11 protein-coding genes are annotated in these 13,877 nt (G+C 71.1%); 8 read left to right on the top strand and 3 right to left on the bottom strand.

All coding sequences use genetic code 11. The annotated features are described in order from the left end of the window. Window positions 1–520 precede the first annotated feature (520 nt). The 6 genes from CCN51_RS37005 to CCN51_RS36980 all read left to right on the top strand — a co-directional run bounded on the left by CCN51_RS37005 (window position 521) and on the right by CCN51_RS36980 (window position 6,106). The gene (locus CCN51_RS37005) at window positions 521–1,057 is read left to right on the top strand and encodes a 2-oxo-4-hydroxy-4-carboxy-5-ureidoimidazoline decarboxylase (protein ID WP_014177297.1); all 537 of its coding nucleotides are present in this window, start codon (window positions 521–523) and stop codon (window positions 1,055–1,057) included. A gap of 156 nt (window positions 1,058–1,213) precedes the next feature. Continuing rightward, window positions 1,214–1,597 (top strand): succinate dehydrogenase, cytochrome b556 subunit, encoded by a 384-nt coding sequence (gene sdhC / locus CCN51_RS37000; protein ID WP_043487051.1) that lies wholly within the window; start codon window positions 1,214–1,216, stop codon window positions 1,595–1,597. 6 nt (window positions 1,598–1,603) lie between these two features. Beyond that, entirely contained in the window at window positions 1,604–2,074 is a 471-nt protein-coding gene (locus tag CCN51_RS36995) for a succinate dehydrogenase hydrophobic membrane anchor subunit (RefSeq protein WP_014177299.1), read from the top strand. A 24-nt stretch (window positions 2,075–2,098) separates the two neighbouring features. Beyond that, window positions 2,099–3,853, top strand: a complete 1,755-nt coding sequence (gene sdhA, locus CCN51_RS36990; RefSeq protein ID WP_014177300.1) for a succinate dehydrogenase flavoprotein subunit — start codon at window positions 2,099–2,101, stop codon at window positions 3,851–3,853. Then, complete coding sequence (locus CCN51_RS36985) at window positions 3,853–4,626, top strand: succinate dehydrogenase iron-sulfur subunit (RefSeq protein ID WP_014177301.1); 774 nt, start codon at window positions 3,853–3,855, stop codon at window positions 4,624–4,626. The genes sdhA and CCN51_RS36985 overlap by 1 nt, the downstream gene beginning before the upstream one ends. A gap of 157 nt (window positions 4,627–4,783) precedes the next feature. After that, window positions 4,784–6,106, top strand: a complete 1,323-nt coding sequence (locus tag CCN51_RS36980; RefSeq protein WP_014177302.1) for a VanZ family protein — start codon at window positions 4,784–4,786, stop codon at window positions 6,104–6,106. A gap of 43 nt (window positions 6,107–6,149) precedes the next feature. On the opposite strand, the gene CCN51_RS56650 is transcribed toward CCN51_RS36980, so the two are convergent. Both CCN51_RS56650 and CCN51_RS36970 read right to left on the bottom strand, forming a co-directional pair. After that, entirely contained in the window at window positions 6,150–7,979 is a 1,830-nt protein-coding gene (locus CCN51_RS56650; protein WP_086013664.1) for a serine/threonine-protein kinase, read from the bottom strand. Window positions 7,980–8,075: 96 nt separating this feature from the next. Then, on the bottom strand, window positions 8,076–10,295 hold the full coding sequence (locus tag CCN51_RS36970) for an MMPL family transporter (protein ID WP_014177304.1): 2,220 nt from the start codon (window positions 10,293–10,295) through the stop codon (window positions 8,076–8,078). A 302-nt stretch (window positions 10,296–10,597) separates the two neighbouring features. On the opposite strand from CCN51_RS36970, the gene CCN51_RS36965 reads away from it, so the two are divergent. Together CCN51_RS36965 and CCN51_RS36960 are read left to right on the top strand one after the other, a co-directional pair. Further along, the gene (locus CCN51_RS36965; RefSeq protein ID WP_043490525.1) at window positions 10,598–11,293 is read left to right on the top strand and encodes a response regulator transcription factor; all 696 of its coding nucleotides are present in this window, start codon (window positions 10,598–10,600) and stop codon (window positions 11,291–11,293) included. Window positions 11,294–11,385: 92 nt separating this feature from the next. Beyond that, window positions 11,386–12,870 carry a sensor histidine kinase gene (locus CCN51_RS36960; protein ID WP_014177306.1) on the top strand — a complete coding sequence of 495 codons (1,485 nt, stop codon included), beginning with the start codon at window positions 11,386–11,388 and terminating at the stop codon, window positions 12,868–12,870. A gap of 15 nt (window positions 12,871–12,885) precedes the next feature. Here CCN51_RS36960 and CCN51_RS36955 read toward each other — a convergent pair. Then, window positions 12,886–13,877: metallophosphoesterase (locus CCN51_RS36955; protein ID WP_086860594.1), on the bottom strand; the 992-nt coding region annotated here is incomplete at its 5' end.

Here is a 13,877-nt window from a genome sequence, read left to right as displayed (position 1 = left end):
GCCTTCGCCGCCCTGCTGCTGGCAGCCGGTGACCAGGGCGACGGCCGTGACGGCCGTGATGGCGACGGCCGTGACGACGGGGGTGCCGGTGCGGCGGGTGGCGCTCGCGCGGTCGGCCGTCTGTCGCCCTGGCCGCCTTATATACGGCAGTCCCATGGCACGGGCCGCTCTCTCACGTCGCTCAGACCTGCCGGCTCGCTCAGGCCCCTCAGCTCGCCCAAACCCCTCAGCTCGCTCAGGCCCCTCAGATCTCTCTGGTCTCTCTGGTCCCTCTGATCCCTCTGATCCCTCTGGTCTCTCGGCTCTCTCATGGCGCTGACCTCCCGCTCCGGCCCCGTGGCGTCCACCGCACGCCACGAAACCTCCACTTCTGGGTGAATTTCGCACATCCTCCGGGCAGCGACTGACACATATCGTTACCTTGGACTGCCGATCGCACCACTTCAACCCCGTGTGCCCGTTATCTCCCTCCTCACCCCCCCTCGCATCGCCCCTTCGAACACACGTGTCCAAGGAGCCCATGCTGTCCACCGCCCGCCTCGCCCGCCTCGCCCGCCTCAACGCCGCCTCCGCCGGCGCCGCCGAGGACGTACTGCTCGCCTGCTGTGGCAGCCGCCGCTGGGCCCGGCTGCTCGTGGCGCACCGCCCCTATCCGGATCTCGACGCGCTGCTCGCAGCCGGCGACGAGGCCAGCTATGACCTCACCCCCGCCGACCTCGACGAGGCCCTGGCCGACGAGGCGGTGGTCGGACAGCTGGCGGCCGCCATCCCCATGGACGGGGCGGGGGCGCGGGCCGCGCTCACCGCACTGCGGGCCGCCCATACGGAGTACGAGCGCCGCTTCGGACATGTCTTCGTGATCTGCCTGGATGGCCTTCACCCCGACGAAATGCGCAATCGGGTGCTGGCCGAAATACATGCCCGACTGGACAACGAGAGGGACGCCGAGCGGGTCAAGGCGGCCGAGGAGCTGCGGCGAATCGCGCGTGGCCGACTCGCACGGCTGATCGCGGGCCAATCTCAGATGTCCGGAATCAAGCGGTTCCACCCCGCCTGATATAGCCCGTGCGTGCCTGATCGATCACACTGAAGCCCCCGGGGCGAGCGAACCGACAACACGTCGCTACGATGGCCAGGGCCGGTGGACCATACCCGGCCGGGCCCGACCGACAGAAGCCGGCAGGCCCCAATCCCCGTTTCCGGAGGGTTTTCCGTGCCGGCTGGAACGCTGTATCGCGGCCGGGAAGGTATGTGGTCCTGGGTGGCTCATCGAGTCACCGGCGTCCTCATCTTCTTCTTCCTGTTCGTCCACGTGCTGGACACCTCGCTCGTTCGCGTGTCGCCCGAGGCCTACGACGACGTCGTGGCGACGTACAAGAATCCGATCGTGAACGTGATGGAGTACGGCCTGGTGGCCGCCATCCTGTTCCACGCTCTCAACGGCCTGCGCGTCATCGCCGTGGACTTCTGGTCGAAGGGCCCGAAGTACCAGAAGCAGATGCTGTGGAGCGTCGTCGGTATCTGGGTCGTGCTGATGGCGGGTGCCTTCTACCCGATCCTGCAGCACACCCTGCGCGAGCTGTTCGGGAAGGGCTGACGCGAGATGTCCGCCGAGACCACCACCCCCGTGAACGACAGTGTCCACGCGTACGACGTGGACCACCCCGCGCCGCTCATCGAGCCGCCGCGCGCCCGTACCCGCAAGACGCCGAAGGCGACCCGCACCAATTTCGAGATGTACGGATGGCTGTTCATGCGGCTGTCCGGCGTCCTGCTGGTCGTACTCGTCCTGGGCCACCTGCTGATCCAGCTGGTCCTCGACGGCGGCGTCTCCAAGATCGGCTTTGCCTTCGTGGCCGGCCGCTGGGCCTCGCCGTTCTGGCAGGCATGGGATCTGATCATGCTCTGGCTCGCCACGCTGCACGGCGCGAACGGCCTGCGCACGGTCATCAACGACTACGCGGAGCGGGACAACACCCGCCTGTGGCTGAAGGGGCTGCTCTACACGGCGGCAGGATTCACCATTGTGCTCGGCACTCTGGTGATCTTCACCTTCGACCCGAACATCCGCTAGGCCCCGGGGCTGAGGTATCCACTCATGAAGATCCACAAGTACGACACCGTCATCATCGGCGCCGGCGGCGCCGGGATGCGCGCGGCCATCGAGTCGACGAAGCGCAGCCGCACCGCGGTGCTCACCAAGCTCTACCCGACCCGCTCCCACACCGGCGCCGCCCAGGGCGGCATGGCCGCCGCCCTCGCGAACGTCGAGGAGGACAACTGGGAGTGGCACACCTTCGACACGATCAAGGGCGGCGACTACCTGGTCGACCAGGACGCCGCCGAGATCCTGGCGAAGGAGGCCATCGACTCGGTCCTCGACCTGGAGAAGATGGGCCTGCCGTTCAACCGGACCCCGAACGGCACCATCGACCAGCGCCGCTTCGGCGGCCACAGCCGTAACCACGGCGAGGCCCCGGTCCGCCGGTCCTGCTACGCCTCGGACCGCACCGGCCACATGATCCTCCAGACGCTGTACCAGAACTGCGTCAAGGAGGGCGTGGAGTTCTTCAACGAGTTCTACGTCCTGGATCTGCTGCTGACCGAGGTCGACGGCGTCCAGCGCACCGCGGGTGTGGTGGCGTACGAGCTGGCGACCGGCGAGCTCCATGTCTTCCAGGCGAAGGCCGTCGTCTTCGCCTCGGGCGGCTGCGGCAAGTTCTTCAAGGTGACCTCCAACGCCCACACCCTGACCGGTGACGGCCAGGCGGTCGCCTACCGGCGCGGGCTGCCGCTGGAGGACATGGAGTTCTTCCAGTTCCACCCGACCGGCATCTGGCGCATGGGCATTCTGCTCACCGAGGGCGCCCGTGGTGAGGGCGGCATCCTGCGCAACAAGGACGGCGAGCGCTTCATGGAGAAGTACGCGCCGGTCATGAAGGACCTCGCCTCCCGCGACGTGGTCTCGCGCTCCATCTACACCGAGATCCGGGAGGGCCGCGGCTGCGGTCCCGAGGGCGACCACGTCTACCTGGACCTGACCCACCTGCCGCCGGAGCAGCTGGACGCCAAGCTGCCCGACATCACCGAGTTCGCCCGGACGTACCTGGGTATCGAGCCCTACACGGACCCGATCCCGATCCAGCCGACCGCGCACTACACGATGGGCGGCATCCCGACCAACGTCCTGGGTGAGGTGCTGTCCGACAACGACACCGTCGTGCCGGGCCTGTACGCGGCGGGCGAGGTGGCCTGTGTCTCCGTGCACGGCGCCAACCGCCTGGGCACCAACTCGCTCCTCGACATCAACGTCTTCGGCCGCCGGGCCGGCATCGCCGCCGCGGAGTACGCCGCCGAGAACGACTTCGTCGAGCTCCCCGACGACCCGGCCACGTTTGTCCAGGGCCAGGTCGAGGGGTTGCGGAACGCCACCGGCAGCGAGCGGGTCGCCGAGGTCCGCAAGGCGCTGCAGGAGACCATGGACAAGAACGTCATGGTCTTCCGCACCGAGCAGACGCTGAAGGAGGCCGTCGAGGAGATCGGCCACCTGCGCGAGCGCTTCAAGAACATCAGCGTCCAGGACAAGGGCAGGCGGTTCAACACCGACCTTCTCGAGGCGATCGAGCTGGGCAACCTGCTCGACCTGGCCGAGGTCATGGCCGTCTCCGCGCTGGCCCGCAAGGAGTCGCGCGGCGGCCACTACCGCGAGGACTACCCGAACCGCGACGACGTCAACTTCATGCGCCACACCATGGCGTACCGCGAGGTGGGCGCCAACGGTTCCGAGTCCATCCGCCTCGACTACAAGCCGGTCGTGCAGACCCGCTACCAGCCGATGGAGCGTAAGTACTGATGAGCACCCCGACGCTTGACAAGCCCGCCGAGGCTCCGGAGGCGGCCGCGGCGACCGCTTCGCACCTGGTCACGGTCACCTTCCGGATCCGCCGGTTCAACCCGGAGGTCGCGGCCGATGCGTTCTGGGAGGACTTCCAGATCGACATCGACCCCAAGGAGCGCGTCCTCGACGGGCTTCACAAGATCAAGTGGGATCTGGACGGCACCCTGACCTTCCGCCGCTCCTGCGCCCATGGCATCTGCGGCTCCGACGCCATGCGGATCAACGGCCGCAACCGGCTCGCCTGCAAGACGCTGATCAAGGACATCAACCCTGAGAAGCCCATCACGATCGAGGCCATCAAGGGCCTCACGGTCCTCAAGGACCTGGTCGTGGACATGGATCCGTTCTTCCAGGCGTACCGCGATGTGATGCCCTTCCTGATCACCACGGGCAACGAGCCGACGCGCGAGCGCCTGCAGTCCGCCGAGGACCGCGAGCGCTTCGACGACACCACCAAGTGCATCCTGTGCGCCGCGTGCACCTCCTCGTGCCCGGTGTTCTGGAACGACGGCCAGTACTTCGGCCCGGCGGCGATCGTCAACGCGCACCGCTTCATCTTCGACTCGCGCGACGAGGGCGGTGAGCAGCGCCTGGAGATCCTGAACGACAAGGACGGCGTCTGGCGCTGCCGCACCACCTTCAACTGCACGGAGGCCTGCCCGCGTGGCATCGAGGTCACCAAGGCCATCCAGGAGGTGAAGCGCGCGCTGATCACGCGGCGCTTCTGATCCCCCCCACTGCCCGCAGGCATCTGCCCGCGGGCAACTGACGAGGGCCCCGCTTCCCGCCCGGGAAGCGGGGCCCTCGCCGTATGCCAACAGGGCTCCCTGGGTGCGTCTTTGCGTCTATACACGCGGTGTATACGTGGTGTGTATAGTGCTCCGCATGACCGATGCGTATCTGCTGCCGATCAAGACCGCCGCGGCGCTGTTCCCCCTCCTCGCGGTGGCCCTGTTCCTGCCGACGGCCGTCGCGCTGTACCGCAGGCACGGCGTCATGTCGCGGGGGCGGGCCCTGTCGCTGTACGGCTTCCTGTACTACGCGCTGAGCGCGTTCTGCATGACGGTCGTCCCGCTGCCCCGGCGGTCCGCGGACATGTGCACCAGATTCGCCGCGGTCGCCGACCCGCAGCTGATCCCCGGCAACACCTTCGGCGACATCTGGAAGGAGGCGCACGGCAAGGTCAGCGTCAACGCGCTGGTCCTGCAGAACCCCGCCGTCGCCGGAACCCTCTTCAACCTGCTGCTGCTCCTGCCGCTCGGGGTCTTCCTGCGCTATCACTTCCGGCAGGGGCCGCGGGCCACCGCGGCCCTCGGCTTCGGCGCCTCGCTGTTCTTCGAGCTGACGCAGTGGAGCGGGGTGTGGGGCCTCTACGCATGCCCGTACCGGCTCTTCGACGTGGACGATCTGATCGTCAACACCTCGGGCGCGATGCTCGGCTGGGTCCTGGCCGGACCCGTGGCGCGGCGGCTGCCCACCCTGGAGACGCTGGACGGACGGGCGCTGGCCCGCCACCCGGTGCCGTTCGGGCGGCGGCTGACGGCGCTGGTGGTCGACCTGGTCGGGTATGCGGCGGCGACGCTTCTCGCCATCGTGGTGAGCGCGGGCCTCGGTGGCACGGACCTCGTGTCGTGGGTGCCGATCGCGGCCTTCGCCGGGTGGTTCGTCGTCCTGCCGTATCTGACCGGGGCGACGCCCGGCAAGCGGCTGTTGCTGCTGCGGGTGGTGCCCTCGGACGGCGGCGCGCTCCCCCTCTGGCGGCTGGCCGTACGAGCGCTGGTGCTCGGTGTGGCCGCGCTGCCGTTGCTGGCGGGGCTTTCGCTCGCGGCGGCGGTGCTGCTCTTCGAGCCGTCGCTCTCCGGCTTCGTCAACACTGCCACCGCCCTGCAGGCGAACGGTGAGGACGCGGTGTACCTCGTGGCGTCCTCGCCGGAGCAGGCACTCGTCGCGGTGCTGGGTATCGCGCTGCTGGTGGCGTACGGGCTGCGGACGCTGCGGCACCCCGATGGCCTCGGCCCGCACGAGACCCTTTCAGGGCTCCGCAACGAGGCCCTGCCACACACCCGCGCCCGGCGCCCCCGCACGACGGTGGCCGTCCCGGTCGCCGTCACCGTCCCTGCCCCCGTCACCGTCCCTGTGGCCGTCGGGGCCGCCCCCGTCGCCGTCAGGGCAGCCGCACCCCAGCAGAAGACGCTCACCAGCGTCTGACGTCCGAGCCCGGCGCCCGGGGCCTCAGCGGTCGCCCGCCAGTTCACGCCTCCCGGGCGCAGAGGGCGAGTTCACCGGGCCTGACGATCACCGTGTACGTCTCGTAATCATCGCCGCAGGCCTCCGCGTAGACCTTGTCCTGGCCTTCGAGCACCTTGAAGATCCGCGCCTTCAGCCAGTCGAGGCCGGTGAAGGGGATCTGCCACGCGCACGGCGTCCGGGCGCCGACCCGCGCCTCGACGATCCCGCTCCCCAAGTCCGTGCGCAGCGGGAAACACTGCCCCACCCGGTAGACGCGCTCCATGCACAGCGCCGGCCGGTCCGCCTCGGCCGGCTTCCACTCCATCTGCCAGGTCTCCGAACAGTCCAGCCCCTCGCGCTCTTCCGCGCGGTCGACCACCCTGTAGTAGGCGTCGTCGGCCGCGCAGTCGACCGGCCCCGGGACCTTCTCGGCCGGATACCACGCGCTGCCGTCATGAAAGATGTCGGTGCACTCGCCGGTCAGCAGCGCGGGCCCCGCGGCCGGGTCCGCCGTACGCGTGGAACTCGCCGAGCCCGGCGACGGCGATGTGCTCCGCGACGGTGACGTGCTCTGCGACGGTGACGTGCTCTGCGACGGCGATGTGCTCTGCGACGGCGACGTGCTCCCGCCCGCCCCTGCCTGTGGCTTGTCCCCGTCGTCCCCCATCACGTCGCCGAACATCAGCACCGCCGACACGACGGCCAGGAGCACGACGATCGCGGCGACCGCGACCGCGGTCTTCCGCCGGCCCGGCCCGCTCGCCCGCCGTGGCGGATCGACCTGGACGGTGTGGTGCCAGGTCGGCGGTGGCGGGGGCACCGGCGCGGTCCGTGCGTCCTGGAGGACGTCGGCCTCGGCCGGCCACGCTGTTTCGCCGCGCCGCACCAGGTCCCAGGAGCCGTCCAGCGGGCCGCCCGGCGGGCCGCCCTCCAGGCCGCGCTCCTGGGCGGAGGCCGAACCGCGCTCCCGGAAGGCGTCGATGGCCCGCAACCAGTTCGGCGGCAGCCAGGCCGGGTCGTCCGAGGCCGTGGCCGGCGCGTCGAGCTCGGCGGCCAGGACCTCGAGCAGTTCCCGCGGCGACGGCCGGCCGGCCGGGTCGTCCGCCAGACAGCGGCGCACCAAGCCGTCGAGCTCAGCGGGCAGTCCGGTCAGGTCGAGCCGCCCTTGGGCGACCCGCCCCAGCAGTTGGAGAACCTCGCCGGTCTCGGCGTACGGGGGACGGCCGACCGCGAGATAGAACATCGTCGCCCCGAGCGAGAAGACATCGGACGCCGCGCTGCTCTCCTCACCCCGGGCCTGTTCGGGCGAGGTGAAGGCGATCGTCCCCAGCGTGGCCGTGGTCCGGGTCACGTCGACGGCGTGCGAGATACCGAAGTCGATCACGCGCGGGCCGCCCTCGGGCAGCAGCACATTGGAGGGCTTGACGTCCCGATGCACAAGCCCCGCCGCGTGCACGTTCACCAACGCCTCGGCGACCCCGGCACCCACCCACCGCACCGCGGGGACGGGCAACGGCCCGCAGGTCTCCACCAGATGGGCCAGGGAAGGCGCCGCGATGTACTCGGTGGCCATCCACGGCACCTCGGCCGCGGGGTCGGCGTCCACCACGTTGGCTGTGTAGATGCCCGCGACGCGCCTGGCGAGCTTCACCTCACGCGCGAACCGCTGCCGGGCGGCGTCGCTGACCGGCCCCTCTTCACGGATCGTCTTGAGCGCGACCAACCGGCCTCCGGGTGAACGGGCCAGATACACCCGCCCCATGCCCCCGCTGGCGAGCACCGACAGGATGCGATAGGGCCCGACCCGGGCCCCCGGCGCAAGCCCTCCTATGCCCCCGTCGTAGCCCGTCATCCCAACCCCCCTGAGCCCGGCGCCGCTTGGCCGGCGGATCGGCGGACGCCGACCACCGTCACCTTACGGCTCAGGGGACGTCGGGACCCCGTACCCTCAGCGGTCGCCCACCAGCTCCCGTTCCCCCTCGGGCTCCGGCGAGACCCCCGGGTACGGGCGGTCCGGCGGGTCGACCGCCAGATGCGGCAGCCGCTTGTCGATCGCGCGCGGCAGCCACCAGTTGGCCCGGCCGATCAGCTGCATCAGGGCCGGTACGAGCACCATGCGCAGGATGAACGCGTCCAGCGCCACGGAGCCCGCGAGCCCGAGCCCGGCCATGACGCCGCCCCGGTCGCCGCTGAGGATGAACGAGGAGAAGACGCAGATCATGATGAGCGCCGCACAGTTGATGACCCGGCTGGTGTCGGCGAGCCCGGCCCGTACCGCCCGTGCGTTGTCCTTGGTGTGCACCCACTCCTCGTGCATCCGGCTGACCAGGAAGACCTGGTAGTCCATGGACAGCCCGAACAGCAGCGGCAGCATGATCACCGGCAGGAAGGAGATGATCGGCCCCTCCTTGCCCAGGCCCAGCAGATCCATGCCCCAGCCCCACTGGAAGACCGCCACCAGCACGCCGAAGGACGCGGCCGCCGCGATCAGGTTCATCACCGCGGCCGTCAGCGGCACCACCACGCTGCGGAACGCCACGAGCAGCAGCAGCGCACCCAGCCCGACGATCAGCGCGATGAACGGCGGCAGCCGTTCGCCGATGACCGAGGCGAAGTCCTTCTGGATGGCCGTGGCACCGCCGATGTCGACCTCGAGCGCGGTGCCCCGTTCGGCCGCGGGCACGATGTCGTCGCGCAACGTGTCGATCAGCCGGTCGGTCTTCTCCGACTGCGGCGAGGTGGTCGGCACCACCTGCACCACCGCCGTGTCCTTGGCCACTCCGGGCCCGGCGGGCAGCCGTACCGCCCGCACCACGCCCTCGGTGGCGTTCACCCGGCGCACCAGACCGTCCAGCGCCCGCTGTTCGGCCGCCCCGCCGGAGACGTCCGCGACCATCAGCAGCGGCCCGTTGAAACCGGGCCCGAACCCCTCGGCCAGCAGGTCGTACGCCTTGCGGGTGGTCTGCGACTCGGGCTGGTTGCCCTGGTCGTTGGTGCCCAGCCGGAGCGAGAGCGTGGGGATCGCGAGCACCGCCATCACGACGAGCGCGACCGCGGCCAGCGCCTTGGGCCGCCGCTCCACGAACGAGGCCCAGCGCACCGCCCGCCCGCCGGGCTTCTCGCCCTCCCGCGGCCCCTCCTCCGCCAGGGCCCGCCGCTCCCTGCGGCTGAGCACCCGGTGCCCGAGGAAGCCGAACATCGCGGGGAGCAGGGTGACCGCGGCCGCCACGCTGAGCAGGGTGGTCAGCGTCGCGGCGATCGCGATGCCGTTGAGGAAGCTCAGGTCCAGCGAGAACATCGCCAGCAGCGCGATGCACACCGTGCCGCCCGCGAACAGCACCGCGCGGCCCGAGGTGTCCAGCGCCCGCGTCGCGGACTCGGCCGGATCCAGGCCCGCCCGAAGGCCCTTGCGGTGCCGGGTGACGATGAACAGCGCGTAGTCGATGCCGACGCCGAGCCCGATCAGGCTGCCCATCAGCGGCGCCACATCGGGCAGGTCGACGACATGGCTGAGCAGGACCAGCGCGGACAGGCCGGTGCCCACCGCGAACACGGCGTTCAGCAGCGGCAGCAGCATCGCGAACAGCGATCCGAAGGCGAGGAAGAGCACCACGGCCGCCGCGACGATGCCCACCGCCTCCGAAAGCCCGGCCGGCGGCTCCTGCGTCTGCTCGATGGCCTGCCCGCCGAGCTCCACCCGCAGCCCCGCGGTGCGCGCCTCCTCGGCCCGGTCGACGACCTTCTGAATGTTCTCTTTCCGCAGCTCGAACGCCTGCTTGGTGAAGGTCACCTCGGCGTAGGCGATCCGCCCGTTCTCGCTGATCTGCCGCGCGCCCTCGGGCTCGTACGGGCTGACCACCGTGCCCACCTCGGGCAGTTTCCCGATGTCGGCGAGCGCCGCCGACATCCGCTCCCGTACGGCCGGATCCTTGACCGACTTACCCTGGTCCACCTCCCACACCACGCTGTCGGTGTCCCCCGCGCGCTGCGGGAACGCCTTCTCCATGCGCTCCATGGCCCGCGAGGACTCGGTCCCCGGGAAGCCGAAGACGTTCGCGTACGCGCTGCCCGCGACCCCGCTCGCAACGGCCGTGCCGAACAGCGCCCCCACCCACAGCAGAAGCACCACCAGCCGGTGTCTGAGGCACCACCGTGCCCATGCCGCCATGCGTACCGCTCCCTGTGTCTCGTGATTCCTTGTTGTCCGCTGACGTCCGCCCCCGAGGTACGCACCAAGGCTCGGCCGCGGGGGTGGGGCGGCAGGGCGACCGACCCCGGACTCACAAGAAGCTCCCAGGCTTCCCCATGGGATCGCGCAATTTTGCGGCCGATACTGGGGAGATGAGTGCCGCAGACCCCAACGGCAACCCCGGCAGCCCTGGCAACCCCAGCAGTCCCGGCAGTCCCGGCAGCCCTGGCAACCCCGGCAGTCCCGGCAGCCCTGGCAGTCCTGGCAGCGCCACCGTTCTGATCGTCGAGGACGAGCCGAGCATCGCGGACGTGCTCGCCATCACCCTGCGCTTCCACGGCTTCTCGGTGGTGTGCGCGGGCAGCGCGCGGGCAGCCGTAGAACTCGCCCGCGAGGCGCGCCCGGACGCCGTCCTGCTCGACATCGCCCTGCCCGACGGCGACGGGCGCCATGTGTGCCGGGTGCTGCGCGCCGAACGCGCCGATCTGGCGGTCGTCTTCCTCACCGCGCGCGACGCCCCCGCCGATATCGTGCGCGGCCTGGCGCTCGGCGGCGACGACTACATCACCAAGCCGTTCAACGTCGACGAGGTGGTCGCCAGGATCCGGGCCGTGCTGCGCCGCACCCGCCCACCGGGCCCGGACCCGGACGCCCCGCCGCCGCCCCGGCCCCCGGTGCTGCGCCACGGTGACATGGAGCTCGACGAGGCCACGTACACGGTGCGGCGCGGCGGGCGCAGCGCGGATCTGACCCCGACCGAGTTCGCGCTGCTGCGCCATCTGGTGCGGCACGCGGACCGGATCGTGCCCAAGGAGCAGCTGCTGCGGGACGTATGGCGGTACGAGCAGCCCGTCGAATCCACGGTCGTCGAGACGTACATCAGCTATCTGCGGCGCAAACTCGACCCGCTGGGGCCGCCGCTGATCCGCACCCGGCGAGGCGTCGGCTACGGTCTGCGGCCTGTGGAGCCGGTGTGAAGTGCTGGTGCTGGGGGTGCGGGAGGTGTCGGCGCAAGGAGCAGCACCAGCGCGCGACGCTACGGGCCAAGCTGACGCTCAGCATCATCGCCATGCTGACGATCGGCATCGCCGCCGCCCTGTGGGTCAGCACCATGGGCATCCGGCACTACATGGTCGCCAACATCGACAACGATCTCATCGCCTCCCGCAACGGGCTCCAGCGGACCGGGCTGACCAGCGACCAGATAGCGGCCATCGCCGCGATCGCCGACCTGAGCGGCCAGTTCGCCGCCCAGAACCATTCCAGCCGGACCCTGTTCACCGTCGTCGGCCGCGACGGCAAAGCCGCGCCGTTCGGCAGAGTGGCGCCGGACGCCGCCCAGCGCGCCCTCGCCGACGCCGTCCCCGACGCCGCCGCGCTGGCCCGCCGCGACGAGCCCATCGACGTGACCGCGCACGGCACCGGCTACCGGGTCACCGCCCTGCGCCTCGGCGGCCCCGACGGGCGGCTGCTCCTGATCGCCAACTCCACCACGGCCGTCACCCAGACGATGCACAAGGTCGTACGGATGGTGCTGACCGTCGGCGCCGCCCTGGTCGCCTGCCTGGGCGCGGCCACCTTCTTCGGCGCGCGGCGGCGGCTGCGCCCCCTGGAGGACATGGTCGAGACCGCCTCCGCCATCGCCGAGGGCTGCCCCCAGGGGCTCGACCTCTCCCGCCGGGTCGCCTCCCGCGGCCACCGGCACAGCGGCGGCGAGGTCGAGCAGCTGCGCACCGCGCTCAACGCCATGCTCCAGCAGCTGGAAACCGCCTTCGTCACACGCGAGCACGCCGCCGGACAGCTGCGCCGGTTCATCGCCGACGCCTCGCACGAGCTGCGGACGCCACTCGCCGCGATCCGTGGCTATCTGCAGCTGGACGAGAAAGGCATGTTCAAGGACGAGGCGGAACGGGCGCGCGCGATGGCCCGGATGAACGCCGAGGCCGAACGGATGGCCCGGCTCGTCGACGAACTCCTCGCCCTGGCCCGCCTCGACCAGCGGCCCCGGCTGCGCCCCGCACCGGTCGACCTGGCGGGCGTGGCGCGCGGCGCCGCCGCCGACCTCAGCGCCCAGCAGCCCGGCCGCCCCGTGGAGCTGCACCTGCCCGCGGACTGCCCGGTCCTCGCCGACGAGCCGACCCTCCACCAGATCGTCAGCAATCTGCTGGCCAACGTACGCATCCACACGCCCGCCGACGCAGGGGTGCGGGTGAGCGTGGTCGAGGAGGGCGGCTACGGGGTGCTGCGGGTCGCCGACGAGGGGCCGGGCATGGGTCAGCGGGACGCCGAGCGCATCTTCGACCGCTTCTTCCGTACGGGCGGCGCGGAGGGCAGCGGTCTTGGCATGGCCGTCGTACGGGCGGCGGTCGACGCCCACGGCGGCACGGTACGGGTCACCACCGCCCCGGGCGTGGGGCTGACGGTCGTGGTGGCCCTGCCGTCGGCGCGGGCCGACGGCCACCATCGGGCACGGGGCGCGGCCGACGCGGTCGACGCAGCCGACGCGGCCGACCTTGAGACGGCCGGACAACCGGTGGCCCAGCCGAGGCCCTGATGTGGGTTGTCGGGGTCAGGCGCGGGTCGCTGCCAGCTCCACGACGGTTATGTCCGGCGGCGCCCCCACCCGTACCGGCGGACCCCAGGCGCCCGCGCCGCGCGTGACGTAGAGCTGTGTGTCGCCGTAGCGTTCGAGCCCGGCGGCGGTCGGGTTCGCGAGCTCGGCCACGTAGTTACCAGGCCACATCTGGCCGCCGTGGGTGTGACCGGACAGCTGGAGATCCACGCCGTGGTCCACCGCGTCGTGGATCACCACCGGCTGGTGGGCGAGCAGCACACAGGCGCGGGCCGGGTCGCGGTCGCCGAGCGCCGCCTTGAAGTCGGGGCCTTGGCCCTCGTCCTCGCCCGCGATGTCGTTCACCCCGGCGAGGTCGAAGCCGCCCAGCTCGGTGCGCTGGTTCTCCAGCGGCCGCAGTCCGAGCTCGCGTACGTGGTCGACCCATTGGGCCGCGCCGGAGAAGTACTCGTGGTTGCCGGTGACGAAGTACGACCCGTGGCGGGCGCGCAGCTCGCGCAGCGGTTCGGCGGCGGGGCCCAGGTCCTCGACGCTGCCGTCGACGAGGTCGCCGACGACGGCGATCAGATCGGGGCTGGTGCGGTTGATCGTCTCCACGATCCGCCGGGTGTGGGCGCGGCCCAGGATCGGCCCGAGGTGGATATCGCTGACCACGGCGATCCGGAACCCGTGCGCCTGGCGCGGCAGCTTGGCCAGCGGCACGGTGACCCGCTTCAGACGCGGCCCGCGCAGCACGGTGTACGTCCCGTACCCCACGGTGCCCGCCGCCACAGCGGCCGCCCCGACGGCCACGGTCCGCGCGACGAACAGCCGGCGGGAGGGGGGCGGCGGCGCGTCTGCGGTCGCGGTCTCAGTCTCGGTCGCGGTCTCGGTGCGCACCGCCACCCGCGCCTGCTCCTCAGGAGGACCGGCGGGAAGGTCGGCGGGCAGGGCGATCGGCTGAGGCTGGGGCTCAAGCTCGGGCTCGGGCTCAAGCTCGGGCTCGGGCT

Source organism: Streptomyces milbemycinicus, from assembly GCF_002154605.1.
GTDB lineage: Bacteria > Actinomycetota > Actinomycetes > Streptomycetales > Streptomycetaceae > Streptomyces > Streptomyces milbemycinicus.
Note: the sequence above shows the minus strand (reverse complement) of the source record. Positions and strands in the feature narration are given on the sequence as shown.